The 24,157-nt window shown below is 64.8% G+C and carries 21 protein-coding genes; 15 read left to right on the top strand and 6 right to left on the bottom strand.

What is annotated here, in order from left to right; all coding sequences use genetic code 11:
- Window positions 1-71 precede the first annotated feature (71 nt).
- The 4 genes from lhpH (at window position 72) to DPV79_RS29785 (ending at window position 5,352) form a co-directional block, all read left to right on the top strand.
- The gene (lhpH, locus tag DPV79_RS29800) at window positions 72-1,079 is read left to right on the top strand and encodes a trans-3-hydroxy-L-proline dehydratase (RefSeq protein WP_021159162.1); all 1,008 of its coding nucleotides are present in this window, start codon (window positions 72-74) and stop codon (window positions 1,077-1,079) included.
- A gap of 173 nt (window positions 1,080-1,252) precedes the next feature.
- Window positions 1,253-3,841 carry a penicillin-binding protein 1A gene (locus DPV79_RS29795; RefSeq protein ID WP_113047166.1) on the top strand — a complete coding sequence of 863 codons (2,589 nt, stop codon included), beginning with the start codon at window positions 1,253-1,255 and terminating at the stop codon, window positions 3,839-3,841.
- Window positions 3,842-3,920: 79 nt separating this feature from the next.
- The gene (locus tag DPV79_RS29790; RefSeq protein WP_113047161.1) at window positions 3,921-4,802 is read left to right on the top strand and encodes a PilZ domain-containing protein; all 882 of its coding nucleotides are present in this window, start codon (window positions 3,921-3,923) and stop codon (window positions 4,800-4,802) included.
- A gap of 223 nt (window positions 4,803-5,025) precedes the next feature.
- On the top strand, window positions 5,026-5,352 hold the full coding sequence (locus DPV79_RS29785; RefSeq protein ID WP_113047160.1) for a DUF4148 domain-containing protein: 327 nt from the start codon (window positions 5,026-5,028) through the stop codon (window positions 5,350-5,352).
- Between the two features lie 132 nt (window positions 5,353-5,484).
- Here DPV79_RS29785 and DPV79_RS29780 read toward each other — a convergent pair whose 3' ends face one another.
- From DPV79_RS29780 to DPV79_RS42290, 4 genes are all read right to left on the bottom strand, one after another.
- Complete coding sequence (locus DPV79_RS29780) at window positions 5,485-6,378, bottom strand: DMT family transporter (protein WP_113047159.1); 894 nt, start codon at window positions 6,376-6,378, stop codon at window positions 5,485-5,487.
- Between the two features lie 8 nt (window positions 6,379-6,386).
- Entirely contained in the window at window positions 6,387-7,175 is a 789-nt protein-coding gene (locus DPV79_RS29775) for a DUF2182 domain-containing protein (RefSeq protein WP_059492262.1), read from the bottom strand.
- Between the two features lie 23 nt (window positions 7,176-7,198).
- Window positions 7,199-7,801, bottom strand: coding sequence for a DUF1326 domain-containing protein (locus tag DPV79_RS29770; protein ID WP_059683480.1), 603 nt, complete (start codon window positions 7,799-7,801; stop codon window positions 7,199-7,201).
- A 66-nt stretch (window positions 7,802-7,867) separates the two neighbouring features.
- Complete coding sequence (locus DPV79_RS42290; RefSeq protein WP_133295743.1) at window positions 7,868-8,140, bottom strand: hypothetical protein; 273 nt, start codon at window positions 8,138-8,140, stop codon at window positions 7,868-7,870.
- Window positions 8,141-8,149: 9 nt separating this feature from the next.
- Between DPV79_RS42290 and DPV79_RS29765 the strand changes: the two genes are divergently transcribed.
- A complete protein-coding gene (locus DPV79_RS29765) occupies window positions 8,150-8,554 on the top strand; it encodes a lysozyme inhibitor LprI family protein (protein ID WP_021159155.1) in 405 nt (134 codons plus the stop codon).
- 73 nt (window positions 8,555-8,627) lie between these two features.
- Here the strand turns inward: DPV79_RS29765 and DPV79_RS29760 are convergent, their stop codons facing one another.
- Window positions 8,628-9,275, bottom strand: a complete 648-nt coding sequence (locus DPV79_RS29760; RefSeq protein ID WP_006483707.1) for a response regulator — start codon at window positions 9,273-9,275, stop codon at window positions 8,628-8,630.
- Window positions 9,272-11,380, bottom strand: a complete 2,109-nt coding sequence (locus DPV79_RS29755) for a PAS domain-containing sensor histidine kinase (RefSeq protein ID WP_113047158.1) — start codon at window positions 11,378-11,380, stop codon at window positions 9,272-9,274. The genes DPV79_RS29760 and DPV79_RS29755 overlap by 4 nt, the downstream gene beginning before the upstream one ends.
- A gap of 322 nt (window positions 11,381-11,702) precedes the next feature.
- On the opposite strand from DPV79_RS29755, the gene DPV79_RS29750 reads away from it, so the two are divergent.
- The 10 genes from DPV79_RS29750 to DPV79_RS29700 all read left to right on the top strand — a co-directional run bounded on the left by DPV79_RS29750 (window position 11,703) and on the right by DPV79_RS29700 (window position 24,000).
- Window positions 11,703-12,173, top strand: coding sequence for a universal stress protein (locus tag DPV79_RS29750; protein ID WP_113047157.1), 471 nt, complete (start codon window positions 11,703-11,705; stop codon window positions 12,171-12,173).
- A 382-nt stretch (window positions 12,174-12,555) separates the two neighbouring features.
- A complete protein-coding gene (locus tag DPV79_RS29745) occupies window positions 12,556-13,062 on the top strand; it encodes a cupin domain-containing protein (RefSeq protein WP_048023031.1) in 507 nt (168 codons plus the stop codon).
- A 185-nt stretch (window positions 13,063-13,247) separates the two neighbouring features.
- Entirely contained in the window at window positions 13,248-14,273 is a 1,026-nt protein-coding gene (locus DPV79_RS29740; RefSeq protein ID WP_021159151.1) for a DedA family protein/thiosulfate sulfurtransferase GlpE, read from the top strand.
- Between the two features lie 544 nt (window positions 14,274-14,817).
- The gene (locus DPV79_RS29730; protein WP_113047156.1) at window positions 14,818-17,670 is read left to right on the top strand and encodes a type VI secretion system Vgr family protein; all 2,853 of its coding nucleotides are present in this window, start codon (window positions 14,818-14,820) and stop codon (window positions 17,668-17,670) included.
- Window positions 17,671-17,695: 25 nt separating this feature from the next.
- Window positions 17,696-18,961, top strand: coding sequence for a VRR-NUC domain-containing protein (locus DPV79_RS29725; RefSeq protein WP_113047155.1), 1,266 nt, complete (start codon window positions 17,696-17,698; stop codon window positions 18,959-18,961).
- Between the two features lie 38 nt (window positions 18,962-18,999).
- Complete coding sequence (locus DPV79_RS29720; protein ID WP_113047154.1) at window positions 19,000-20,343, top strand: type VI immunity family protein; 1,344 nt, start codon at window positions 19,000-19,002, stop codon at window positions 20,341-20,343.
- 27 nt (window positions 20,344-20,370) lie between these two features.
- Window positions 20,371-20,940 carry a hypothetical protein gene (locus tag DPV79_RS42285; protein ID WP_133295742.1) on the top strand — a complete coding sequence of 190 codons (570 nt, stop codon included), beginning with the start codon at window positions 20,371-20,373 and terminating at the stop codon, window positions 20,938-20,940.
- A gap of 156 nt (window positions 20,941-21,096) precedes the next feature.
- A complete protein-coding gene (locus DPV79_RS29715; RefSeq protein ID WP_048023022.1) occupies window positions 21,097-21,384 on the top strand; it encodes a PAAR domain-containing protein in 288 nt (95 codons plus the stop codon).
- A 108-nt stretch (window positions 21,385-21,492) separates the two neighbouring features.
- Window positions 21,493-22,137 carry a GNAT family N-acetyltransferase gene (locus DPV79_RS29710; RefSeq protein WP_165843590.1) on the top strand — a complete coding sequence of 215 codons (645 nt, stop codon included), beginning with the start codon at window positions 21,493-21,495 and terminating at the stop codon, window positions 22,135-22,137.
- Window positions 22,138-22,617: 480 nt separating this feature from the next.
- Complete coding sequence (locus tag DPV79_RS29700) at window positions 22,618-24,000, top strand: amino acid permease (protein ID WP_113047152.1); 1,383 nt, start codon at window positions 22,618-22,620, stop codon at window positions 23,998-24,000.
- Window positions 24,001-24,157: the final 157 nt, after the last annotated feature.

The following is a 24,157-nucleotide window of genomic DNA, read 5'->3' as shown; positions in this document are numbered from 1 at the left end:
AGGCGCCGCTCAAGCCTGTCACCGGACGGCGGCGCGACCGCCGTCCTTCGTTTCCACGCATCCGATCGACCATGAAAATTTCCCGATCCCTTTCCACCGTCGAAGTGCATACGGGCGGCGAAGCGTTCCGCATCGTCACGAGCGGGCTGCCGAGACTGCCGGGCGACACGATCGTCCAGCGCCGCGCGTGGCTCAAGGAGAACGCCGACGAGATCCGCCGCGCGCTGATGTTCGAACCGCGCGGCCACGCCGACATGTACGGCGGCTACCTCACCGAGCCGGTGTCGCCGAATGCCGATTTCGGCGTGATCTTCGTGCACAACGAAGGCTACAGCGACCATTGCGGGCACGGCGTGATCGCGCTGTCGACCGCCGCCGTCGAGCTCGGCTGGGTGCAGCGCACGGTGCCGGAAACGCGGGTCGGCATCGACGCGCCGTGCGGCTTCATCGAGGCGTTCGTGAAGTGGGACGGCGAGCATGCGGGGCCGGTGCGCTTCGTCAACGTGCCGTCGTTCATCTGGCAGCGCGACGTGTCGGTCGAGACGCCGTCGTTCGGCACCGTGACCGGCGACATCGCGTACGGCGGCGCGTTCTATTTCTACGTCGACGGCGCGCCGTTCGACCTGCCGGTGCGCGAAGCGGCAGTGGAAAGGCTGATCCGCTTCGGCGCGGAAGTGAAGGCCGCCGCGAACGCGAAATACCCGGTCGTGCATCCGGAGATTCCGGAAATCAACCACATCTACGGCACGATCATCGCGAACGCGCCGCGCCATCCGGGCTCGACGCAGGCGAACTGCTGCGTGTTCGCGGATCGCGAGGTCGACCGCTCGCCGACGGGCTCCGGCACCGGCGGCCGGGTCGCGCAGCTCTACCAGCGCGGGTTGCTCGCGGCCGGCGACACGCTCGTCAACGAATCGATCGTCGGCACGGTCTTCAAGGGGCGCGTGCTGCGCGAAACGACGGTCGGCGGGATGCCCGCCGTGATTCCGGAAGTGGAAGGCAGCGCGCATATCTGCGGGTTCGCGAACTGGATCGTCGACGAGCGCGATCCGCTGACCTACGGTTTTCTCGTGCGCTGAGTCGCCGCGCCGATCGGCCGCGCGTTGCGCGACTTCCCGTTTGTCGTACCAGGCTTGGCGCGTCGTTCCCGTCAGGGAGCGCGCGCCTTTTTTGCGTGTGAACCGGCGCCCGGCCGCCCGTGCAGGCGGGCGCGACGCCGTCGCGGTTCGGCCGGCCGCGCGAGTTTGGTACGATGCACCCTTTTCAGCCGAGCTCCACCCGCGTGAATCGCCGAAACGTGTCGTCAGTGCGTGACTTCTGTGCCAGATGGGTCGCGCGCGCCCAACCCGTCGCGGCTGCCGCCGTCGCGAGGGTCAAGCCTCTCGCCGCCGTTGCGTGGCACCACCTGCGTCATCCGACGCGCCGCGGCGTGCTGCTCGCGGGCGCCGCCGTGCCGGCGCTGTTCGTGGTGTACGTGGTCGTGCTCATCCCGTTTACGCCGGGCATCGGCGACATCCGCAAGGCGCGTGTCGACCAGCCCGCGCAGGTGCTGTCCGCCGACGGCAAGCTGCTGGCCGAATTCAAGCCGTCGAACCGGGAATGGGTGCCGCTCAAGCAGATCTCGCCGCACATGGTCGACGCGCTGATCGCGACCGAGGATCACCGCTTCTACGAGCACCACGGCCTCGACTGGAAGCGCACGGCATCGGCCGCGCTCCATACGTTCTCGGGCAGCCGCCAGGGCGGCTCGACGATCACGCAGCAGCTCGCGCGCAACCTGTATCCGGACGAAATCGGCCGCGCGCCGACGCTCACGCGCAAGGTGAAGGAGGCGATCACCGCGCTGAAGATCGAGGCCGTCTACAGCAAGGACCAGATCCTCGAGACCTACCTGAACACGGTGCCGTTCCTGTACAACGCGTACGGCGTCGAGATGGCCGCGCGCACCTATTTCGACAAGTCCGCCGACGAGCTGGACGTGCTCGACAGCGCGACGCTCGTCGGGATGCTGAAGGGCAACAGCTACTACAACCCGGTGCTGAACCCCGAGCGCGCGCTGCAGCGGCGCAATACGGTGCTCGGCCAGATGGTGAAGTACGGCAAGCTGTCGCCCGCGCAGTTCGCGCAATTGCAGCGCCGGCCGTTGCGGATCGATTTCGAGCGCCAGAAGGAGCCGCCCGGGCCGGCGCCGCATTTCGCGCAGCAACTCCGCAAATGGCTGATCGCGTGGGCCGACCGCAACGACTACAACATCTACGCGGACGGGCTGATCGTGCGCACGACGATCGACTCGCGGTTGCAGCAGATGGCGACGCAGGCGCTCACGCTGCAGGGCAACCAGTTGCAGGGCATCGCGAACAACGCGTGGAGCGGCCGCGACGGCTGCGGCACCGACAACGAGGTCTTCCGCACCTTCATGCGTGAGTCGCCCGAGTACAAGGCCGCGCAGGACGCCGGCAAGGACGACGCGGCCGCGATGAAGCTGCTCGCGGCCGACCGCGGTTTCATGCGTGCGCTGTGCAAGACCAAGACCGACGTGCAGGCCGGCTTCCTCGCGATCGACCCGCGCAACGGGCAGATCCGCGCGTGGGTCGGCAGCCGCGACTTCACCAGCGAGCCGTTCGATCACGTCGCCCAGGCGCGGCGCCAGCCGGGCTCGACGTTCAAGCCGTTCGTCTATGGCGTCGCGTTCGCGAACGGGATGAAGCCGGACGACACGTTCATCGACCAGCCGGTCGAGATCCCGTTGAAGGGCGGCGAGATCTGGCGGCCGAACGACGACGTGCCGCCGACGGGCAAGCCGATGACGCTGCGCGACGCGGTCGCGCTGTCGCGCAACCGGATCACCGCGCAGGTGATGGAGAAGGTCGGGCCGGCCTCCGTCGCCAGGCTCGCGCGCGACATGGGCGTGCGGGAAAGCCCGCTCGAACGCGTGCCGTCGCTCGCGCTCGGCACGAGCCCGGTCACGCTGAAGGAGATGGTCGCGTCGTACGCGACGGTCGCGAACGGCGGGCTGTATGTCGAGCCGCAGATGGTGACGCGCATCGAGAACCGCCAGGGCGACGTGCTCGCCGAATACGCGCCGGCGCCGCCCGAGCGCGCGCTCGACGCCGAAACCGACAAGACGCTGCTCAGCGTGATGCGCGACGTCGTGACGCGCGGCACGGGCGGCAGCATCCGCACGCGCTTCGGGATTCGCGGCGACGTGGCCGGCAAGACGGGCACGACGCAGGACAACGCGGACGGCTGGTTCATCCTGATGCAGCCCGGCCTCGTTGCCGGCGCGTGGGTCGGTTTCGACGACGGCCGCGTGACGTTGCGCAGCGATTACTGGGGGCAGGGTGCGCACAGCGCGCTGCCGATCGTCGGCGATTTCTTCCAGCGTGCGCAGCGCGCCCGGATCGTCGACACGAAGGCGAAATTCGATACCGAGCCGTCGCCGGGCTGGTTCGCGTCGCTGCGCGAGCGCGTGACGGACCTGTTCGACACATGGTTCCCGCCCAAGCCTGAGAAGGCGCCCGCGCCGGCCAGGACGCAGCGGGTGGAGCGCGCGCCCGAGGCTGACACCGGCACGGAATCGGCCGCCTCGGCCGCCTCCGCGCCGGAGGCGGCATCGGGTGGCATCGTCGAGGAATGGGTGCCGGCGTCGGAAGTGGCCGCGTCGGCTGCTGCGCTGTCGGCCGGCGCGTCGCAACCGCAGCCTGCTCAGCCGCCAGCGGGGGCGAGCATGCCGGGCGGGGGCAGCTCGGGCCTCGGTACCGCACCGGCCGCCGCCCCTTCGGCTGCACCGGCCCAGCCGCCCGTGCCGGCCGCTCCCGACGCGAGCGGCGCTTCGCAGTAACGAAGCCGTTCAGATTTCGCGCGCGGCTGCCGTAATCACGGTGTCACGACAGCTCGCGCGGTCGCTCCGCGCCTCTCCGATGAGGCTATTTTCCGACTACGTCGCGCTCACGCGCGACGATCTCGCCGCCAGTGTCCCGCTCGCCTTCGATCTCTACGATGCCGACGGCGCCGCGCTGCTGCCGGCGGGCACGACGCTGCGCGATGCCGCGCAGCATGCATTCCTGTTCGACCATTTCCGGCCGGTACGTCGGCGCGACGACACCGAAGCCGAAGCCGAAACCGAAACCGCGCCGCGCGTGCCCGACGCGGTGCCGCACGCCACGCGAATGGGGTTGTCGGCGGGCGCCGCGATCGGCATCCGCCGCCGGGTCGGCACGACCCGCGGGCTGCAGCGCTACCGGCTGATCGGCATTGCCGCATCGGGTGCACTGTTCGTCGAGCCGCAGCCGGCGGCCGCGTTCGACTTCGCGAGTGGCGACGACATCGAGGCGGTGGCCATCGGCCGTGCCGCGGTGTCGCGTTTCGGTGCGACGGTGGAGTCGGTGCAGGGGGCGGGCGGCGCGCGGTTCCTGGTCCTGTCGCCCCCGGGTTTCGTCGACCGCCTGCGCACGCGCGCGGAGCCGCGCGTGCCGGTGCGGATCGCCGCCTGCTGCGCAGGCGGAGCGGAGGGCGCGGAAGGCATCGGGATGGTGCACGACATCAGCGTGAGCGGGCTGTCGATTGCCGTCGACCGGCCGATTGCCGCCATCGGCGAGCCCTTGCGCGTGCTGCTGCCGTACGCGACGGGCGGCCGGGTCGAGCTGCTGGCGCTAGACAGCACGGTGCGGGCCGTCCATGCCGACCCGGCGGCGCCCGCACTGACGCTGCATCACGCGGCGTTCGGCAAGATCGGCGCCGACGACCTGATTCGCCTCAAGGCGCTGCTGTTCGACCGGCTGATGGCGTCGTCGGGGCGCTGATGTCCGGCGGGGCGCGCCGGGTACCGTATCGCGGCATTCGGTGCGCGAACGCCGATAATCGTCTGACGATTCAGTGAATTCCGCGATGATTGTATGTTTTCCGTCAACAGTGAATTCGTGATTTAAGTATTTACCCTGATAGAGCCGCCTCCTAGACTTCTACTCATGCGCAACGACCCCGAGTCCGAAGCGCCTGACAAAACAATCCTGGAGGTAATGCATCATGAAATCGCTGATCAAGGCAGTTGCACTGGCCGCCCTGGTGGCCGCACCGGTCGTTTCGTTCGCCCAGAGCCAGCAGCCGCTGACGCGCGCGCAAGTGCGCGCCGAGCTGGTCCAGCTCGAAAAGGCCGGCTACAACCCGAACGACTGGATCAACTACCCGGAAAACATCCAGGCCGCGCAGGCGAAGATCGCCGCCGCACAGAACACCGGCGCGCAAGCCGACGCAACGGGCTACGGCTCGAACCCTATCGGGACGTCGCAGTCGGGTCAGCGCGTGCTGGTGCCGGCCGCCACCGACCGTTCGTCGGTGTTCTTCGGCCACTAAGCCCGGCAGCGCCCGCAAGGGCGCCCGGCGCTTGCCGTCTCTTCCGAAACCCGTGCACGGTGTCCGTGTGCGGGTTTTGCTTTTGGCTGCCTGAATCGTCGGGGGCCGCGAGCGCGTTGTGCCCGATGCGCATCAGCGGCGGCTGCCCGCCTGGCGCGCGCGTGTCGCGAGCACGGCCGCGACACCGCCGAGGATCGCGACCGATGCGAGCGCGAGCCGCCAGGTCGGCTGTTCCGACAGGAACAGCACGGCGCCGCATGCAGCGACGGGGGGAACGGAGAGCTGAACCGCCGCGGCGCGCATCGCCGTGAGGTGCCGCAGCGCGGCATACCAGAGCACGTAGCCGAGGCCCGAGGTCAGCGCGCCCGAAAGCACGGCGAGTACGACGCCGGCCGGCGTGACGTGAAAGCGGGCGGCGAGCGCGGCGCTCAGCGCGAGCGCCAGCGGCGCGGCGCGCAGGAAATTGCCGGCGGTCGCCGCGACCGGATCGACGGGCCGACGGCCGCGTATCGAATAGATTCCCCATGCGATGCCCGCGGCCGTCATCAGCGCGGCGCCGCGCGGCGTCGGCGCGGCGAGCCCCGGTGACACGAGATACACCAGTCCGCCGAGCGCCGCGCCGAACCCGGCCCAGCCGGTCGCGGCAAACCGTTCGCCGGCGTGCCATCCCGCCGCAAACATCGTCAGCTGCACCGCGCCGAACAGGATCAGCGCGCCGGTGGCCGCGCTGACGGTCAGGTACGCAAACGAGAAGCACGCGACGTACACGAACAGCATCGCCGCGGCGGGCCAGTCCGCGGGCGGGGCGGGCCGTCGCGCACCCGCGCGCGCGACGATCGCGAGCATCAGCGCGCCGGATACGAGACGCAGGCTGCCGAAGCTGGCCGCGTCGATCCGTCCGGCCTGCAGCGCGAGCCGGCACAGCAGCGAATTCGACGCGAACGCGAGCATCGCGATCGACGTCAGCGCGGCGACGCGCATGCCCGGCCGGACATGCAGCGCGAACGTGGTGGCAAGCGGTCGCATCGCGGGCCTCACGCGTGGCTGGCAACGATCAGCACGGCCGCGCCGAACAACGCGGCGCCAAGCGGCGCGGTGAGCGCCTGCCCCCACGCCGCATTCTTCTCGAGTGCCATCAACGCGGCGAGCGCCAGCATCCAGCCGAGACTGCCGGCGCCGACGATGAACATCAGCAGCATCAGCGCCCAGCAGCAGCCGACGCAGAAGAGCCCGTGGCTGACGCCGAGCGCAAACGCGTGACGCATCGGCGTGCGGCCACGCCAGCGGCTGATCACGAAACTGAACGGCGTGCGGCAACGATCGAGGCAATGCGTCTTCAGTCCGCTGAACTGGAACGCGCCCGCGAGCGCGAAGACGGCCGCGCCGATCAGCCAGCCGCGCCACGCGAGCGCCGGCACGCGCGCGACACCTGCCAGCACCAGCCCGTGCAGGCCGTGCGCGACGAGGCCGAAACCGCTCCACGTGGCGACGTAGCCGATGCCGACGAGCGCGAGCAGGCGCGTCTGGTCGGGGCGGCTCGCGACGACCCGGGCGAACGCATCGAACAGCGACAACGTCGTCGGCAGCATCATCGCGAGGATCATCAGCGTCCAGCCGGCCGCGTCGAACGCGGCAGGCAGCCACAGCGTGCCGCCCGGCAGCGCGCGGCATAGCGCGCTGAACGGTGCGGACAATGCGCTGTCGCCGTGGTCGAGGTAGCGCCCGTACGGGCTGCGCGTCCATGCCCACAGCGTGAGCCACGCGAACGCGACGAGACTCGCGAGCACGAGCGGAAACAGGCGCCGATGCAGCGAAGCAGCCATGACCGTGGGCCTGCAATCGCGCTTCACGCGTCGAACAGGAACGTGCTCTGCAGCGCGTTGTGATTCTTCAGATCGACGTCGATGCCGATCGCCGCGTTCTTCGACCGATAGACCGGCGCCTTGCCGACGAACACGGGCGCGCCGGGTACCGTCGAGAACACGGTGTCGGTCAGCGTCGTCTGCGCGCCGCTCGGGCCGAGATACGGCTCGAGTTCCGCGTGGTAGTCGGTGCCGATCGACAGTGTGCCGCGTGCCCCTTCGACGTTGAACGCGATTGGGGCGCGTTCGATCGACACGACCGTGCCGATCAGTTTCGCGAGTTCGGCGATCGGGCCGCCGGCCTGGCCGGTGTAGACCTTCAGCAGCGCCTGCTCCTGCGCGTCGGATGCCGTGTCGCTGACGTAGATCGCGGCCGTCCAGTTGCCTTGCAGGATGTTGCCCGGCACGCGGCACACGGCGGCGATCGTGTTGCCGCTCACGTCGACGCCGTCGACGGTGCCCTTGTCGACATGCCATGCGACGATCGTGTCGCAGACGCCGAAATCCGGGTCCTCGCCGATCCAGCACGGGCAGAGTACGCGACAGTTGCAGACCTCGAGCAGACGGCCTTCCAGGTGATAGCTCATGATTCCCTCCAGGGAGCGACGGCGAAAGCACGTTGGGCCGGGTGGAGGAACCTGACTGACGAGTCGTCACCCCGCTCGGCGATGCGAACGCGAAATGCGCTGAGGAATGCGCGGAAGCGGAGACGGGATGGATGCGATAGCGCGGGCCTGAAGCGGCGTATCGATTTTCCAGTGTAGGTGCGCGGGGCCGATATGCAAGCCGTCGCGGGCGCTGCGATGCCGGCTGACAAGCCGGCGCGCGTGCGCTAGCATCGCGATCGGCATCGCCGCCGCACGGCGGCCGATGCTCGACAGCACGACAGGCCCGGCACCGGGTTCCACGACTTCAACGAACAACAAGGAGCATCCATGCGTGTCTTGACCGGTTTGCTGTGCGCACTGGCGCTGGCGGCGAACGTCGCCCATGCACAGGCGAATTGTGCCGACGCGACGGACCAGGCGGCGATGACGGCATGCGCCGATCGCGCGTACAGGAAATCCGACGGGGAACTGAACCGGATCTACCAGGCCGTCACCGCGCGCCTGCGCGATGCGCGGCCGCTCGCCGACAAGCTCGTGAACGCGCAGCGTGCGTGGATCGCGTACCGCGATGCCGAATGCAGCTTCTCCAGCGCGAACGCCGAGGGCGGCAGCGCGTATCCGATGGTCGTGTCGACCTGCCTCGACGATCTGACGAAAGCGCGCACCGAAACGCTGAAGGGCTATCTGTCGTGCGAGGAAGGCGATCTCGCGTGCCCGGTGCCCGCGAAGTAGGCGTGGTGAGCCGCCCGCGGCCGGGCGCACGGTGCGCGGCCGGGCGGCGCACGCCATCCGCGGCCAGACGTCGCTAGACGTCGTCCGTTTCGTCGAGCAACTTGTGCCGCATCGCGTAGCGCACCAGCGCCGCTTCGTGCGGCATCTGCATCTTTTCCAGGATACGTGTCTTGTACGTGCTGACCGTCTTCGCGCTCACGCACAGCGCGTTGGCGATCTCGGTCAGCGTCTGGCCCGCCGCGATCCGCCGGAACACGTCGAATTCGCGATCGGACAGCCGCTGGTGCGGCAACGTCTCGGCCGGCTCGTTCAGGCTCTGCGCGAACTGCTCGGCCATCGCGAGGCTCACGTAGACGCCGCCCGACGCCACCTTCGTGACCGCGCCGACCAGCTCGGCGCTCGCGCTTTCCTTCGTCAGATACCCCGACGCGCCGGCACGGAACGCGCGCACCGCGTACTGCTGCTCCGCGTGCATGGTCAGCACGAGCACGCGCAGCGCGGGCTTCTCGTCCTTGATCTGCTTGATCAGCTCGACGCCGTTGCGGCCCGGCATCGACAGGTCGAGCACGAGCACCTGGGCGGGCGTGGCGCGCACGAGCGCGATCGTCGACGGGCCGTCGCAGGCTTCGCCGGCCACTTCGAACCCGGTGGCGTTCTGGAGGATGTGCCGCAGACCGTCGCGTACGAGCGTATGGTCGTCGGCGATGAGGACCTTGATCATGTGATGAGCGTTTCCTGTTGTACGGTGCTGAGCGGGAGTGCGACGGTGATCGAGAAACCGCGCGCGAGCGCGGTGTCGATCGTCACGGTGCCGCCCAGCATGTGGGCGCGTTCGCGAATGCCGATCAGGCCGAACGATTTGTCTTCGTGGGCCGGGCCGCCGGGTGCCGAGCCGCGGCCGTTGTCCGCGACGCGCAACACGCAGAAGCCTTCCTCCACGTCGAGCCGCAGCGCGACGCGCGTCGCATCCGCATGGCGCGCGACGTTCGTCAGCGCTTCCTGGACGATCCGGAACAACGTGGTCGCGCCCGTGCTGGTGAACGTGAGGCCGCCCGTTTCGATGTGCCGCTCGACGTCGATCCCGTAGCGGTTCGTGAAATCGTTCGCGAGCCATTCGATCGCCGGCACGAGGCCGAGATCGTCGAGCATCACGGGCCGCAGGTCGGCCGCGATGCGCCGCACCGATGCGACCGTCGCGTCGATCAGCCGCCGCATGCCCTGCAGGTGCGACAGCACGCCCTCGTCGGGCAGCGCGCGGCCGGGCACGCGCAGTTGCTGTTCGACCACCGACAGATCCATCTTCAGCGCGGTGAGCTGCTGGCCGAGGTCGTCATGCAGTTCGCGCGCGATGCGGGTCTTTTCCTCTTCGCGCACGTTCTGCAGGTTCGCCGACAGTTCGCGCAATTCCTCGCGCGACAGCTTCAGCGCATTCTCCGCGCGCTGCCGCTCGGTGATGTCGCGCAGCATGACCGTGTAGAGCTTGCCGGACGCGTCGCGGATCTGCGAGATCGACGCCTCGATCGGGAACTCCTCGCCGTTGGCGCGCAGCCCGAACAGCACCCGCTGGCGGCCCATCTGACGTTCGGACACGCCCGTCACGCCGAACTGGTCGACGTGCTTCGCGTGCGCGGCGCGGAACCGCTCGGGGATGAAGCGCGACAGCGGCGCGCCGATCGCTTCCATCGCGGACACGCCGAACACCTGCTCGGCCATCGGATTGAAGATCACGACCGTCTGCTTCTCGTCGATCGTGATGATCGCTTCCATCGACGAACGGATGATGCCCATCATCCGCGCCTCGTTGAGGATGCCGCGGCTGCTCGCACCGGAATCGGCGGCACCGGTGCGGCGCAGCAGTGCATGGACGAGCATCGCGAACGCGATCGACGCGATCAGCCCGGCGGCGAGCACGGTGCCGGCCGCGCGTTGCGCGCCGGTTGCGCTCGGGCGGCCGTCCGCGGAATAGGCGAGCGTCAGCACGGTGCCGCCGAAGCTCAGCTCGTCGGTGCGCCGCATCAGGTCGGGCGATGCCGACGCCTCGTCGGTCGTCGTTTCGACGCTGACGATCGCACGCCGGTCGCCGCCGGCGGTCATCGACACGTCGATTCCGCGTTCCGCGTCGAGCGCGCGCTCGATCAGGCGACGCGGGCTCAACGCCGCGAACAGCACGCCGTCGGCGGCGGTGTCGCGCGTGCCGGACGGCGGTGCGGCCGCGTGCGGCGACGCGGCGACCGGCACGAACAGCGTGAAGGTGCGGGCGTCGCGGGATGTGTCGTCGTCGGCCGGGTGGACGCCGAGCGCGATGTCGCCGGTCTGCAGCGCGCGCGCGAGCGGTGCCGCGTCGGATGCGCCGAAGCGCACGACGGGCGAATTCGACGCGGGCGCGCTGAGCACCGCAGTCGCGAGCGTGCCGGCCGGCATCGGGTTCGTGCCGGCGAGCGCGGTGCGGGTCGCGGGCGGCAGCGGCGCATAGCCGATCTGGCGAACCGGCGAGCGGCCGCTGTCGAGGTCGAGCGTGTCCGCGTACCGGCGCCACTGCTCGGGCGTCATGTCCGGGACGAGGCTGAACGCGCCGCGCGCGCCTTCGAGCACGGCGACGCCGGACTGCAGCTCGTGGCGGAGCATGGCGGTCACGTGCGACGTGCGGCGCTCGAAACGCGTATGGACGGCGCCTTGCCACTGCTCGCGCACGAGCAGCGCAACGCCGAGCGACAGCGCCGCGCCGGCGCACAGCGCAACGACGCCGGCCGCGAGCGGCTGGCGTAACATGATCTGGAGGCGCGTGGGCCCTCGGGCGTCACGCGTCGGGGTTCCACTGGCGGTCATTCGATGGCCATTCTGTTGTCGGGGGCCGCCCCGTGGCACGAGGGCAGCGCAGCAAAACCGGGCAAAACTCGCACCGGGTGCACGCAACGTCTATTTTCAAGATGAAATTGTGCGCGATTTACACGTTTTTTGTAATGGGGTCACTAGAATTTGCGGCAACCGGCGTGAAGCAGCGGGTGCGCCGGCCGCACTTGACGCGCATCAACGGGCGCGTCGGCACGTGGGGCAGACTGTTCGGCAGGCCACCCGGCACCGGGCCGGGTGGCGATAACGGGCCGCTGTCGCGCAACGCGCGAGGCGTGCCCGGTCGGAGGGACGGACCATGTACAAGCGGATTTTCGTCGGGCTCGACGGCAGCCCGAGCGCGCGTCTCGCGCTGAACGAGGCGATCCGGATCGCGGCGGCGTCAGGCGGCGAAGTCACCTGCGCATATGTCGTCGAGCACCGGCCGCAGCTCGTCGACGTCGATGCGGGTTTCGCGGCCGAGCGCGATGGCGATGCGGCCGCGACCGATGCCGCGACGCCGGTGCTCGACGCCGCGAAAGCGGTGCTCGCCCAGGAGCATGTGCCGGGCACCGTGCGCGCGCTCGACGCCTACGGCGAGGATGTCGCCACCGTGCTGATGCGCACGGCGGCCGAAACCGATGCCGACCTGATCGTGATGGGCACGAGCGGGCGGCACGGCCTGCGCAGGCTGCTGCTCGGCAGCGTTGCCGAATCGCTGCTGCGCGCGGCCGACCGGCCCGTGCTGCTGGTGCGGCACAGCGAGCCCGGCGCGCCGTCGGCTGAGTGACGTCGTGGGCGCGGCGCTGACGCATCGGCGGCCGCGGGCGGCGGCTGTCGCGCGGATTCGCCGGATGACGGCCTGACGAAACGGAAACGCACGACGCGCCGGCCGACGCTCGGCGTGTGAACGGGGCTGCCGTTTCTGTCGCGCCGGCCACCGGCCGGGCGAGGGCGGTACACTCGATGCGCCCCATGGGCGCAATCGCGTACCCATGGTTGCATCCCGATGCGCAGTTCTGGCAGCATCGGCCGGTGTCCGCTTGTTCGCCGCGCGCATGGCCGCGGCGTTCGACCCAGCGGCATCCGGCGGCATGCGGTCGCGTTCGCGACGGGCGAAGCGATCCGGTGCGCCGGGTGTCCGGTTCCTTACCTAACCGACGTCATCCGCCATGCCGATTTCCGCTACCGACCTGATTCGCCAGTTCGACCTGCAGCCGCACCCCGAGGGCGGCTATTTTCGCGAAACCTACCGTGCGACCGATTCGGTCGTGCGACCTGCCGACGGCGCGCCGCGCGCCGCGTCGACGGCGATCTACTACCTGTTGTGCGACGGCGCTTACTCGTCGTGGCATCGGATCCGTTCCGACGAAGTCTGGCATTTCTATGCGGGCGATCCGATCGAGGTATGGGTGCTCGACGAGCGCGACGGCTTGACGATCCACCGGCTGGGCAACCCGCTCACGCATCCGGGCACCGTGTTCCAGGCGGTCGTGCGGGCCGGGAGCTGGTTCGGCGCGCGCTGCGCGGCGCCGGAGCACGTCGCGCTCGTCGGCTGCACGGTGGCGCCGGGTTTCGAGTTCGCGGAATTCGAACTGGCCGACGCAGCCGCGCTGGCCGCCGCGTTTCCCGACTACGCGGAATACGTCGCGCAGCTTGCGCAGCGCCCGGACGCGTGAGCGCGACGGCGGTGCCGGCAACCTCCTGAAGCCCGCGCCGAAGGCGCGGGTTCCGCGCGATCGCGGCCAAACCCGTTTAGAATGCCCGTCATGCACTGGTTGGCCGCGGACGTGCCGCGGCGGCCGCTGCCCAGCCGGTCCGACGGCCCTCGTCGCGCGGCCGCATGTCTTCCAGGAGCGCCGCCGTGTGGCACTTTCCCATCGCTATTCCATCGTCGCTCGGCCCGTGGGCCGTGTTCGCGAGCGTGTTGATCACGCAGCTCGGCGTGCCGGTGCCGGCCGTGCCGATGCTGATTCTCGGCGGCACGATGGCGGCAATGGGGCAGGCATCCTGGGTCAGCATGTTCGCGGCGGCGATCGGCGCGACGATGCTGGCTGATTCGCTGTGGTTCTTCATGGGCCGCACGCGCGGCCGGCGCCTGCTGAACGGCCTCGTGCGCTTCTCGCTGTCGCTCGACACCACGCTGCGTTTCGCGCGTAACGTATTCGAAAGATACGGTGCGCCGCTGCTCGTGCTGTCCAAGTTCCTGCCGGGCCTCGGCCTCGTGTCGGCGCCGCTGCTCGGCACGACCGCGATCGGTGTCGGCGTATTCCTGTTCTGGGATCTGGCCGGCGCGTCGCTGTGGGCCGCGTTCTGGCTGGTCGGCGGCGCGGCCATTCACGACCAGATCGTCCAGTTCGTGCTGTGGGTGCGCGCGAGCGGCGGCACGATCCTCGACGCGTTCCTCGCGATCTTCATCACGTTCCTGCTGTACCGCTGGGTGCGCCGCGTGCAGTTCCGCCGTTATCTCGCACAGGTGCGCATCTCGCCGCCGCAGCTCGTCGAGATGATGACGTCGGACGAGCCGCCGCTGATTTTCGACGCGCGGCCGAAGGCGATCCGCGAGCGCGAACCGTACCGGATCGCCGGCGCGGTGCCGGTCGATCTCGATTCGCCGGACCTGCTCGACCCCGAATTGCTGAAACGGCCGATCGTCGTCTATTGCGTGTGCCCGAACGAAGCCACCGCGAAGCGCCTGATCGCGAAGATGCAGCGCAAGAAGATGATCCACAACATCCGGGCGCTGAAGGGCGGCCTCGATGCGTGGGAAAAGCACGGCTACCCGGTCGAGCCGATGCCGGCCGATCTCGATGCGTCGCGTTATTTCGTGCGGCCCGAGCACGGGGCGCTCGAAGGCGAATATACGGTGCGCGCGACGCTGTCGAAGTGACGCCCAGAGGGGCCGTTCGTGACGAAGAAAGCGTGCCCAATTTCGGGTGGGCGGTAAGCTGACCTGCGGCGCTCAGAGGTCCCAATCCGAAAGCCAAACTCGTCTGGTTGCGAGATGTATTGGCATACGACATTCGCGTTCAGCGGGTTGCAAGGGCGCTATCTCAAGAAGAGTTTGGTTTCGCCGCCGGGCTGGATCGGACCTCTATCCATCAGGTTAAAAGAAACGTATCGGTCGACCATGTCGAACGAATCGCGATAGCGCTGGAAATCGATCCGGCTCCATTGTTATGCCATCCCTTAGGGACGGAGTCCTTACCTCCTTTGGCACGCTTGGTAACAATTTGCGATGCCTCCCGACAAGGTCGAGTGACGCATGCATGCGCGCGCCGCTTCCGGCGGCCCTGCGTAAGTGCGTGTCGAGTCGGCAAATATTCCTCAGTCTTTAACTACAATCGTGCCCGAGCGACCTGACGTCGCTGCCGGCTGACTGTCTTTGCGTTGTTCCGCTGACGGTAGCGAACCTGAGAGAAGGACGACAAAAAATGGCGCTTAGACGACCCGCGCCCGGGGATTTGAAGAATCGCGACCTGTACGAGGCCGTTCATCGCGGGTTGTTGCAGCACGACCGGCTGTTGATGCTGGATACACCACTCGGCAAGAACGCGTTGACCCCGCTGCGGGCACGCGGATCGTCCGGGATTGGCGGTGACTACCATTGGACAATCGACGTTGCGTCGCTGCGTGACGATACGGCGCTGCTGTCGCTGATGCATCAGCCCGTCACCCTGTGGATTCAACAGCGTACGGCACTGTATGCAGATTCGGTCTATCGACCCGTGCACGGTTTCGTGCATCAGGTTGGATATTTGGGCGGGGACGGTAGCGTTTCAACATACCAGCTTGAATTTTCATCCGCGCTGATTTTCCTGAGCAAGACCCACAACGATGAAGGCTGGCTCGAAAAAGACGCGCGTGAAATCATTTCCGACGTGTTCAACCGCTATTCGCAGTTGCAAGGGCGGTTCCGGTTCGACCTGACGCGCGAACCTGCGGTGCGCTCATGGTGCCGTCAGAGCGAATCCGATCTTCATTTCGTGTACCGCCTTCTCGAAGATGAGGGAATGTATCTTCGTTGGGTCCACGAACCGACGAAGGAAGGCGAGCCGCCGAAAACAACGCTTGTTATCGTGGACCGCGTATCGTCGGTGCCGGAAGCAAAACCGGCCGAATATTATCGCGGGAACAGTGATCACGAGGCGGACGGGTTCACTCAGTGGGCGGTCATGCAGACCATGCAGAGCCTGAGTTATATGTCGCGTGCGTTCGACTATAAGCGCCCGACATCCCATTTCCAGACGGAAAGTGCCCTGCAATCCACGACATATGTAATGGACGGCGGGCGGCAGTCGGAATCGCGCAGCATCCCTGCTGCACCGATGACGATTTATCAGCCGACGGCGTACGGCTATCCGGATTCAGACAGCGGCGAAGGCCGTGCCCGTCGTCGTGTTGAAGAGTGGGATTCGCGTGCGCGTCGCTATTTCGGAGTCGGCGGTCTGCGATGGCTCGATGCCGGATCGCGATTCACGTTGGACAATCATCCGCGTCACCCCGATAGCGATCCCAAGAAGCGGGAATTCCTCGTCATTGAGGCGCGTTGGTTCATCGAAAACAACGTGTCGATTGGTCAACAGGCGACGGAATATCCGCGCAGTCTGCGCGCAACGCTGGCCGAGCAGCAGGCAGCACAGGGGACGCGCTTCAAGACACCAGAGCACCCGCAGGACGGGACGGCCGGGTTTTTCGTCATCGAGGTTGAGGCACAAGAGGCGAGTGTCGAATATCGCAGCCCGCTCGCGCATTCCAAGCCGAACATGACCATCGAGCATGCGATCGTCGTGACGCAGCAAGGATCGGAAGCGTGGACGAACGAGCGGAACCAGGTACGTGTGCATTTCGCATGGGACCGCAAGAACCCGGACGGCACCTTCGCATCGTCGCCGCTGCTATCGACCATGCAGGCCGATACGGGCAACGGCTACGGCTCGGTGCACGTGCCACGGGCCGGTGAATGGGTTTTAATCGCCTACTGGGCAAACGATTGCGACAAGCCGTTCATTTTGGGGCGCGTCAACGGCGGCACGACGCCTTCGCAATGGCATTCGAATGTCCTGCTGTCGGGATTCCAGTCGCAGGGGTTCGGCGGTACGGGCGCGTTCAATTCGTTCGTCCACGACGACGCCACGAACCAAGGCGGTACACGGCTCGTCAGCTACACGGGCAGCAGCTACGCATCGATCGCGCAGGGATACTTGATTCAGCAGAGCGGAAACACGCGCGGGCGATATCTCGGTTCGGGATTGCTGTTGCACGCCGACCATTACGCATCTGTGCGCGGCAGCCGGGGCGTGTCGATCAGCGCCCATCCCGTGTCGCGTGACAGTGATCAACTCGATGTTGACGAAGCGCGTGAACAGCTTACACGCTCAAAAGACCTGCTCGGCAGTATTTCGGACGCAAGTGAACAGCATCAGGCCGAGAGCCTGAAACTCGGTGTCGATGCGCTGACGACGTTCACCGACGCAACGAAGCAAGCGGCATCCGGCGAATCATCCGGAGGTCGGACGGCAGGCGGTGGCACGGGTAACGCCAACTCATTCGCTGAGCCGCTGTTGCTGCTCGGCAGTCCGGCCGGTATCGGCCTGTCCACACATCAGTCGCTACACGCGAGCGCCGACCAACAGGCGAACTGGATCAGCGGCCAGGATTCATATTTCGCGGCGGGCGGATCGATGCATGCGGCTACGGTAAATCATCTGAGCCTGTTCGCACGTAATCAGGGCATCAAGGCCGTTGCGGGTAACGGCAAGGTCGAGATACAGGCGCAGGCTGGTGATCTGGAAATGATCGCGCAGCAGCTTGTGAAATTGCTGTCGGTGGCCGGACGGATGGAAATCGCAGCGGATCAAGAGATTGTCTTGTACTGCGGCGGTGCAACGATCCGCGTCAAGGGCGGCAACGTCTCAATACATGCACCGGGTAACGTTGACTTCAAGGGCGCGTCGTTCAGTTTCGCGGGGCCGGTTAGCGAGTCGTACACGATGCCGCAGTTCAAACCGTCGTATCAGGCGCAATACGTCTTGAAGAACGAAGCAGATGACACGCCGATGATTCGACACGCGTACGAACTGAAGCTGCCATCAGGGCGGACCGTGCTCGGCCATACGAACGATCTTGGCGAGACAGTACCGGTCTTTACGCCGAATGCACAGAGCGTGAGCCTCAAGGCGTTCAAGCAGGAAAAGCAGGACGTGGAGCCGTGGAAGTATGCGGGTGGTGGGGAACCTGACATTTGGGCCGATTACCTGAAGGTTGACCCTGACGAGCGCACGTGAGCGCCAACGATACTAGGAGAACGCAATGGGCGGATCACTTCAACCGGCAGGCGCGTGCGAGACGATCAAAGAGCGCGTACCTGAGTACGCATATTTACCGCCGGGAACCAAGGGATATTTGCGGGAAAAGGTCGAGAAAGCGCTGAAAACGGCGAAATACGTTCCCGTCAGGTTGCGCGATGGCTCGATCGTCTACCGGCTGCTCATGCAGTCAGCGATGAGTGTGCCAATGATGGTCGAGGAAGAGTTCGAGTGGAAGTGGCTATTCAAGTACAAGGCTGAAGTGAGCTTCGACATGATGCCGTTCTTCGCGACAGGCGGCGTTGCCGCTCCGATTCCCTTCTTGAGTAATGAAAAACCCCACGGGACAGAGCGTCGTCGAAGCCGGAACCCGTTTCCGCCCGGAGCGAAGGTAGGTGCTCTTCGGCGACCCGATGTGATCATTGTGGAAAGCGAGGCGATTCTCTGGCCCGGGCGTGGAACTGTCGATCGCGAAGGCGGGCATCATGCCAACAATATGTTGCGATTGGTCGAAGTCAAATTCCCGGGTGACAACTGGGGACCGGGGCAAGAGGAAGCTTACCGGGCGATTTCCGGCGACTTCAAAAATCGCATGACCGTGATCGATGTGACTGATTGCAATGGGGACTTGCAGAAAATCCCTAAGCCTGCACCTATTCCCGCGCCGAAAACCAACGATGAGAAGGACCAGCAGACAGTGCCCATTCGTAGCGTCCCCGCTGTCCCGCACCATGTCTGGTATGAGGACTGGTGGCAAAAGGCGCACGAGTTCGGCGAAGAGGTCGAACATGCGGTTGCCCCTGTTTGGGATGCCGTTCATCGTGGATATTCATACGTGTCTGCTGAAACCAGTGCGTTCCTGCATCAGCATGCGGCGTGGATGTTTACGGCGGGTCAGTGGGTCGCTGACAAGGCGCATAGCGCTTGGGTATGGGTTGACGAGAAAGGGCACGAAATATTCCGCTACACGGCTGCGCAACTCAAGGCCGGATGGGAGGCAATTGTGCAAATGACCGATATGACGTGGGACGTGCTCACTCATATCGATTGGGCTCAGGTCGGCGTGACTCTGCTGAAAGGAGCCGCGATAGCGGTCGCCATCGTCGTCGGCGTCGCGATCGTGATCCTGTTGCTGCCTGAGTTGATCGCGATTTTCGCTGCTCTGTGTGCGATTATCGCGGCTGGTGCGGAAGCGGCTGCGGGGCTAGCTGCGGCGCTTGGCGTAGTGCTTGGCGGTGGGAGTGCAGTAGCAGCGCTTGCTGCGAGTTGACTGAATTTATGCCCGACTGATCAATAGACGACCCGATTATGACTTTGAGTGATCCGAAACCTGTCTTGACGCCGTTGCAGGCGCTTTCCCGCTATCAAGAAGATTTGAGCGTGCGCCTTGCCGACAACTCGATGGGTGTGTTGCCGGGTGTCATCGGTACGGTGTTCTTCGAGCGTGGTTCGCAGCCTGAGGTGCGACAGGCGATCCTCGACTGCTTCGACCGCTTTGATGAAATGTTCGGCGAGCATCTGAAGGGAGGCAAGGATGCTGACCTTGGAAAATTCACGGCGCGAAATGCCAAGAGTGTTGAGAAGATTCGCCGTGCAATTTCCGATACACCGTCATATATGCAAGTCAGTGTGTTGCGTTCCAGTGCAACCGACCAAGATACAGCGGCGGAATACAATATCGGGGTGTTAACCGGGACGGCACTTCAAGAGGACTATGTTTCGCCCACCGGACGATTGAGAGTGCCTAAGGGACGGGAGACGGGTTTATCGTATTTGAAATTCAATGTGCCGATGAACTTGGTCACTACCGCTGAAGGAGTCGCGAAGTACGAGGAATTTCTGCGTTATGTGTGTAACAAGCTCGTAGTGCGTGGTGGCTATGGTGGGCTTGCGCCTGTTCTTGCGTATAGCTATCACCGATATATGCCGCAAGAATGGGCACTTGCGGAACGTTTCAGCGGGTTAGACATTGACAGTACCGCGCACCTGCAGAAACAAGAGTACGACCCGGTGTCCTACGAAGGTGAATCCAAAGACGATCTAACCGCCTCGTATGATCATCTGCATCCCGGTGCGAAGGTCGGGCGGTGGGGCTTCATCAAGGGTGTGAACTGGTTCACGATCCTAGGCGAACTGTTCATCGAGCGTTTGGGTGGCGAGGCGGTAATCCGAGAAAAGCTTGATCGTCCCGATATTCACATCGAGCGCGCCAATGCATGCGTGATGATCCGTGCGGGCGACTTCCCGCGCCTTGGCGCTCCTGAAGAGGGTTTGCCCGAGCCGTACGTGTTCGTGAACAGTGTCCTGCGCATCCTGCGCGATCCGAAACCCGACGCACTGCATACCTACATTCCCGACCTTCCGAGCGCGGATGTGAAGAACGCACGCAAGTGGGTAGCACGCTTCGATTTGCCCGATGCCCCGCCGATTCCTGAGCCGCCGACGATAGTTCCGCCGCCCGCAAATCGCGAACCGGCCCGCCAAAGTGTGCGGGGCGGCAGTGCATGTCCGGAAGCGGGTTGGTGGCATACACCAGCTAAGGCTGGAAGCCGTCGCTATTTCGAAGCGGGCGAAACCATGCCGGTGATCGAAGGCAGTTCTTGGGGTACGACAAACTGGCACTGGTCGCCGAGTGAGAAACAGAACGGGTAGCGTTGAATATTCGACGTCGGGGGAAGAATGACTGGTGAGATTGAAGCGATCGTCAGGAAAAATATTTCCGGTGTTTGCGATTCGTTTGTCTTGAATACGGTGTGCGTCGCGCTTCAGGACAATGGCTTTATCGAGGCTGCGGGACAGAACTTGTCCAGCGTTCGAGCAATTCATCGGGCAAGCGAGAGAATTTGCCCAGAAATTATAAAAAGAGACTTGCGATTTCAGGATTTTCTTGTTGATCGCATTATGGTTGCGAGTGTAAGGCCGCAGCGACACTGGCTCATCGAGGCGCTTGGAAACCTAGACTCGTGTGTTGACCGGGGGAACATTTTCAAGCATGCGATTACACCTCAAACGTCTTTGCTGACGTTAGCTTGGGGGATTCCAATGCTCCTTGCAAATGTTGCTTTCGGGATTAAAGCTAGCTATTTTCGGAAATTTACTGCTCATGGGAAGTTTGATAGGTGGGTGGAAGGGCACGTAAATACCGAGAAAATTGACGCGCGCATGATACTTGAAGAGCTATTGACCGGTAATGATGGAGTGCCTGCGAAATACCGTCAAAGACTCGAAGAGGCTTTGAAGAGGTATTGACGTGAGTAGAGTTTCGGTCCGCAGGTTGGTTATTGGCTCGTCCTCGCGGTAAGCAGGAAGTCGGTGCCAGTTCGAGAAAGGCATGAGCACCGCCTGTCATCGAACAGAGCCAGTTGGGTACGATACCTGACGAGCAATACAACACGGCTAACGATCATGACGAGATACATGATTTTCGACGGCGATCATACGACGGTGGCCGGAACGGTACAAGCTAAGGCTACGCCGTTCGCGCTCGACGGCAGGCACATCGCGCATGAGGATGACGATGTGTTCTGCCCGGTATGCAAGACGATCGGCAAGATCAAATGCATCGGCCCGCGAATTCCGATGACCGGGCCAGATGGTCGCCGCGTAGCGCTGAGTGATGATCTGTGCGTTTGCAAGTGTCCGGCGCCGCCGTTACTCATTCCGTCGCAGCACGTCATGTCGGTGGACGTGTGAGGTAGATCGAACGCGGTTGACGGTCGATGTTGTGACGTTCAACTCCGTGCTAATGTCAACTCGCGTGTCGTTGTATTCCCGATGCAAGAAACGTTCACCGACTCGATCATGTATCCCACCGAATCGAAAGTAGTGCCGCTATCCCGTCAGTTTCTTGAGTCATCAATCGCATTGATTGACGCAGCGTTCTCGCGTGATCCAACGCTTGCATGGTGTCTGTCTGCTCAAACCCCGGGATTCGATGCCCGCCGGACGAATTACCTCAGAAGCTACTTGCAATATCATCACGACGCTTCGCTTCCCGTTCTCGGTGTATGGGTGCGGGATGCACTGGTTGCCGTCAGCTATTTTACGCCGGGTTCAACTACGGAAAATACATCCAGCCTTGCAGAACTAGGGCATCAGATCGCATCTGGTTGTGGCAAGCGATCCTTGCACAGAATTGACTTGCTCCGGAGGGTCGTAGAGTCAAAACTCTCATGTCACGACTGCAGTCGGATTGAATTCATCGCCGTTTCTCCACTGATGCAGGGTCACGGAATTGGCGCATCGCTCCTACGGACTACGCTGGCATATCTCCAAGATATCGAACCAGACAAGAATGTATTCCTTGAGACTGGCGAGGTACGAAATCTTCCGCTCTATTTGCGACACGGATTCTCCGTTCGGCAGCGGATTGGCTTTCCCGGACTAGATCAGTATCTCCTGCGGAAGGACGCGGTGTACGGTGGTCTGGCAACGTCGAATGAGTGAAGTCCGCAACGGTTCCTTAAGAGCCTGCGTTTGCCACGAACTGATCCAGACGGACATGGGCCGTCGCGATCACGCGAGTCGGAACCCGCCACGATTTCCACGAAAATCGACTGGCGTGAAACCACTGATCCTCCATATAATCCCGCCTGCATATTGCGTGCGCATGATCGCGCACATTCGACGCGTATTCGTTCGCGCCGAAAGCGATTGATCCCGGTGCCGTCCGTTACGCGCTCAGCCGCGTCACACGGGCCGCACGGGCGTATTCCGTGAAAGGCCCGATCCGTTTTCCGGATTGTTCCGGAAGATACGGATAATCCGCGGCGATTCCCATCGGATTGACGCAGCATCCGTGTCGTTTCTTATTCGGAAAACGACAGCGGAGATTATTTCGTTTTCGGCATGCCGGGTTCGGCATGAACGGTCGCGCATTGATATCGACAATGACGGCGGCCCGTTCACGGCTGCCAGGAGACGGACTTGAAACAACCAGAAGACCAGTTGCACCGTGGGCTGGAAGAGCGGCACATCAACCTGATGGCGCTCGGCGCGACGATCGGCGTCGGCCTGTTCCTCGGCTCGGCCACCGCGATCCGCGTCGCCGGCCCGGCCATCCTGCTGACCTACCTGCTGGGCGGCATCGCGATTTTCCTGATCATGCGCGCACTCGGCGAGATGGCGATCGCCAATCCCGTCGCCGGCGCGTTCAGCCGCTACGCGCGCGACTACCTCGGGCCGCTGGCTGGCTACCTCACCGGCTGGACCTACTGGTTCGTGTGGATAGTCACCTGCATGGCGGAAATCACCGCGGTCGGCGTCTACATGCACATGTGGTTCCCCTCCGTGCCGAACTGGATCTGGGCGCTCGCGGCGCTCATGGCGATGGGCTCGGTGAACTTCATCGCGGTCAAGCTGTACGGTGAATTCGAGTTCTGGTTCGCGCTGATCAAGATCGTCACGATCGTGCTGATGATCATCGGCGGCGGATTGATGATCGCGTTCGGCATCGGCAACGGCGGTGTCACGATCGGCCTGTCGAACCTGTGGGCGCACGGCGGTTTCATGCCGAACGGCATCAACGGTGTGATCGCCGCGCTGCCGATCGTGATGTTCGCGTATCTGGGCGTCGAGATGCTCGGTCTCACGGCAGGCGAGGCGCGCAACCCGGAGAAGTCGCTGACGAAGGCCGTGAACTCGGTGTTCTGGCGCGTGCTGATTTTCTACATCGGCGCGCTGTTCGTGATCATGTCGCTTTATCCGTGGGACCAGATCGGCACGCAGGGCAGCCCGTTCGTGATGACGTTCTCGCGGCTCGGCATCCCGGCTGCCGCCGGCATCATCAACTTCGTCGTGCTGACCGCGGCGCTGTCGTCGTGCAACAGCGGCCTGTTCAGCACCGCGCGGATGCTCTACAACCTCGCGCAGCAGGGCCAGGCACCGGGCAAGCTCGGCAAGGTCAACCGCAACGGCGTGCCGGTGTACGGCGTGATCGTCTCGGTCGCGCTGCTGCTGATCGGCGTGCTGCTCAACTATCTCGCGCCGCAGCACGTGTTCACGTGGCTCACGTCGGTGTCGACGTTCGGCGCGATCTGGACGTGGTGCGTGATCCTGATCGCACAGATGCGCTTTCGCCGCACGCTGTCGGCCGACAGGATCGCGCGCCTGCCGATCCGCGTGCCGTTCTATCCGCTCGGTTCGTTCGTCGCACTGGGTTTTCTCGTGCTGGTCGTCGTGCTGATGGCGTTCACGCCCGACACGCGCGTCGCGCTCGTGATCGGGCCGGTGTGGATCGTGCTGCTCGGCATCGCGTACGCGCTGTTCTACGCGAACCGTCCGGCGGCATCGGTGCCGACGAAGTCGTAAGCGGCGCGGGCAGGAGCCCGTGCGACCCTTGATCGCGATCATGCACGCGCGGGCCGGACGTTCTATGCTGAACGCATCGCTTGTCCGCGCTTCGCGTGGCAACCCGCCGATCCCCGCGACCGTGGCGGCCATCCGGCCGCCGCGCGCCGCTTCCGCG

The organism is Burkholderia reimsis (assembly GCF_003294055.1).
GTDB classification, from domain to species: Bacteria; Pseudomonadota; Gammaproteobacteria; order Burkholderiales; family Burkholderiaceae; genus Burkholderia; species Burkholderia cepacia.
This window is presented reverse-complemented; position numbering and strand designations above follow the sequence as displayed.

Coding starts and splice junctions, on each gene's coding strand:
- lhpH (WP_021159162.1), top strand. CDS start 72: ATGAAAATTTCCCGATCCCTTTCCACCGTCGAAGTGCATACGGGCGGC.
- DPV79_RS29795 (WP_113047166.1), top strand. CDS start 1,253: ATGCACCCTTTTCAGCCGAGCTCCACCCGCGTGAATCGCCGAAACGTG.
- DPV79_RS29790 (WP_113047161.1), top strand. CDS start 3,921: ATGAGGCTATTTTCCGACTACGTCGCGCTCACGCGCGACGATCTCGCC.
- DPV79_RS29785 (WP_113047160.1), top strand. CDS start 5,026: ATGAAATCGCTGATCAAGGCAGTTGCACTGGCCGCCCTGGTGGCCGCA.
- DPV79_RS29780 (WP_113047159.1), bottom strand. CDS start 6,378: ATGCGACCGCTTGCCACCACGTTCGCGCTGCATGTCCGGCCGGGCATG.
- DPV79_RS29775 (WP_059492262.1), bottom strand. CDS start 7,175: ATGGCTGCTTCGCTGCATCGGCGCCTGTTTCCGCTCGTGCTCGCGAGT.
- DPV79_RS29770 (WP_059683480.1), bottom strand. CDS start 7,801: ATGAGCTATCACCTGGAAGGCCGTCTGCTCGAGGTCTGCAACTGTCGC.
- DPV79_RS29765 (WP_021159155.1), top strand. CDS start 8,150: ATGCGTGTCTTGACCGGTTTGCTGTGCGCACTGGCGCTGGCGGCGAAC.
- DPV79_RS29760 (WP_006483707.1), bottom strand. CDS start 9,275: ATGATCAAGGTCCTCATCGCCGACGACCATACGCTCGTACGCGACGGT.
- DPV79_RS29755 (WP_113047158.1), bottom strand. CDS start 11,380: ATGACCGCCAGTGGAACCCCGACGCGTGACGCCCGAGGGCCCACGCGC.
- DPV79_RS29750 (WP_113047157.1), top strand. CDS start 11,703: ATGTACAAGCGGATTTTCGTCGGGCTCGACGGCAGCCCGAGCGCGCGT.
- DPV79_RS29745 (WP_048023031.1), top strand. CDS start 12,556: ATGCCGATTTCCGCTACCGACCTGATTCGCCAGTTCGACCTGCAGCCG.
- DPV79_RS29730 (WP_113047156.1), top strand. CDS start 14,818: ATGGCGCTTAGACGACCCGCGCCCGGGGATTTGAAGAATCGCGACCTG.
- DPV79_RS29725 (WP_113047155.1), top strand. CDS start 17,696: ATGGGCGGATCACTTCAACCGGCAGGCGCGTGCGAGACGATCAAAGAG.
- DPV79_RS29720 (WP_113047154.1), top strand. CDS start 19,000: ATGACTTTGAGTGATCCGAAACCTGTCTTGACGCCGTTGCAGGCGCTT.
- DPV79_RS42285 (WP_133295742.1), top strand. CDS start 20,371: ATGACTGGTGAGATTGAAGCGATCGTCAGGAAAAATATTTCCGGTGTT.
- DPV79_RS29715 (WP_048023022.1), top strand. CDS start 21,097: ATGACGAGATACATGATTTTCGACGGCGATCATACGACGGTGGCCGGA.
- DPV79_RS29710 (WP_165843590.1), top strand. CDS start 21,493: ATGTATCCCACCGAATCGAAAGTAGTGCCGCTATCCCGTCAGTTTCTT.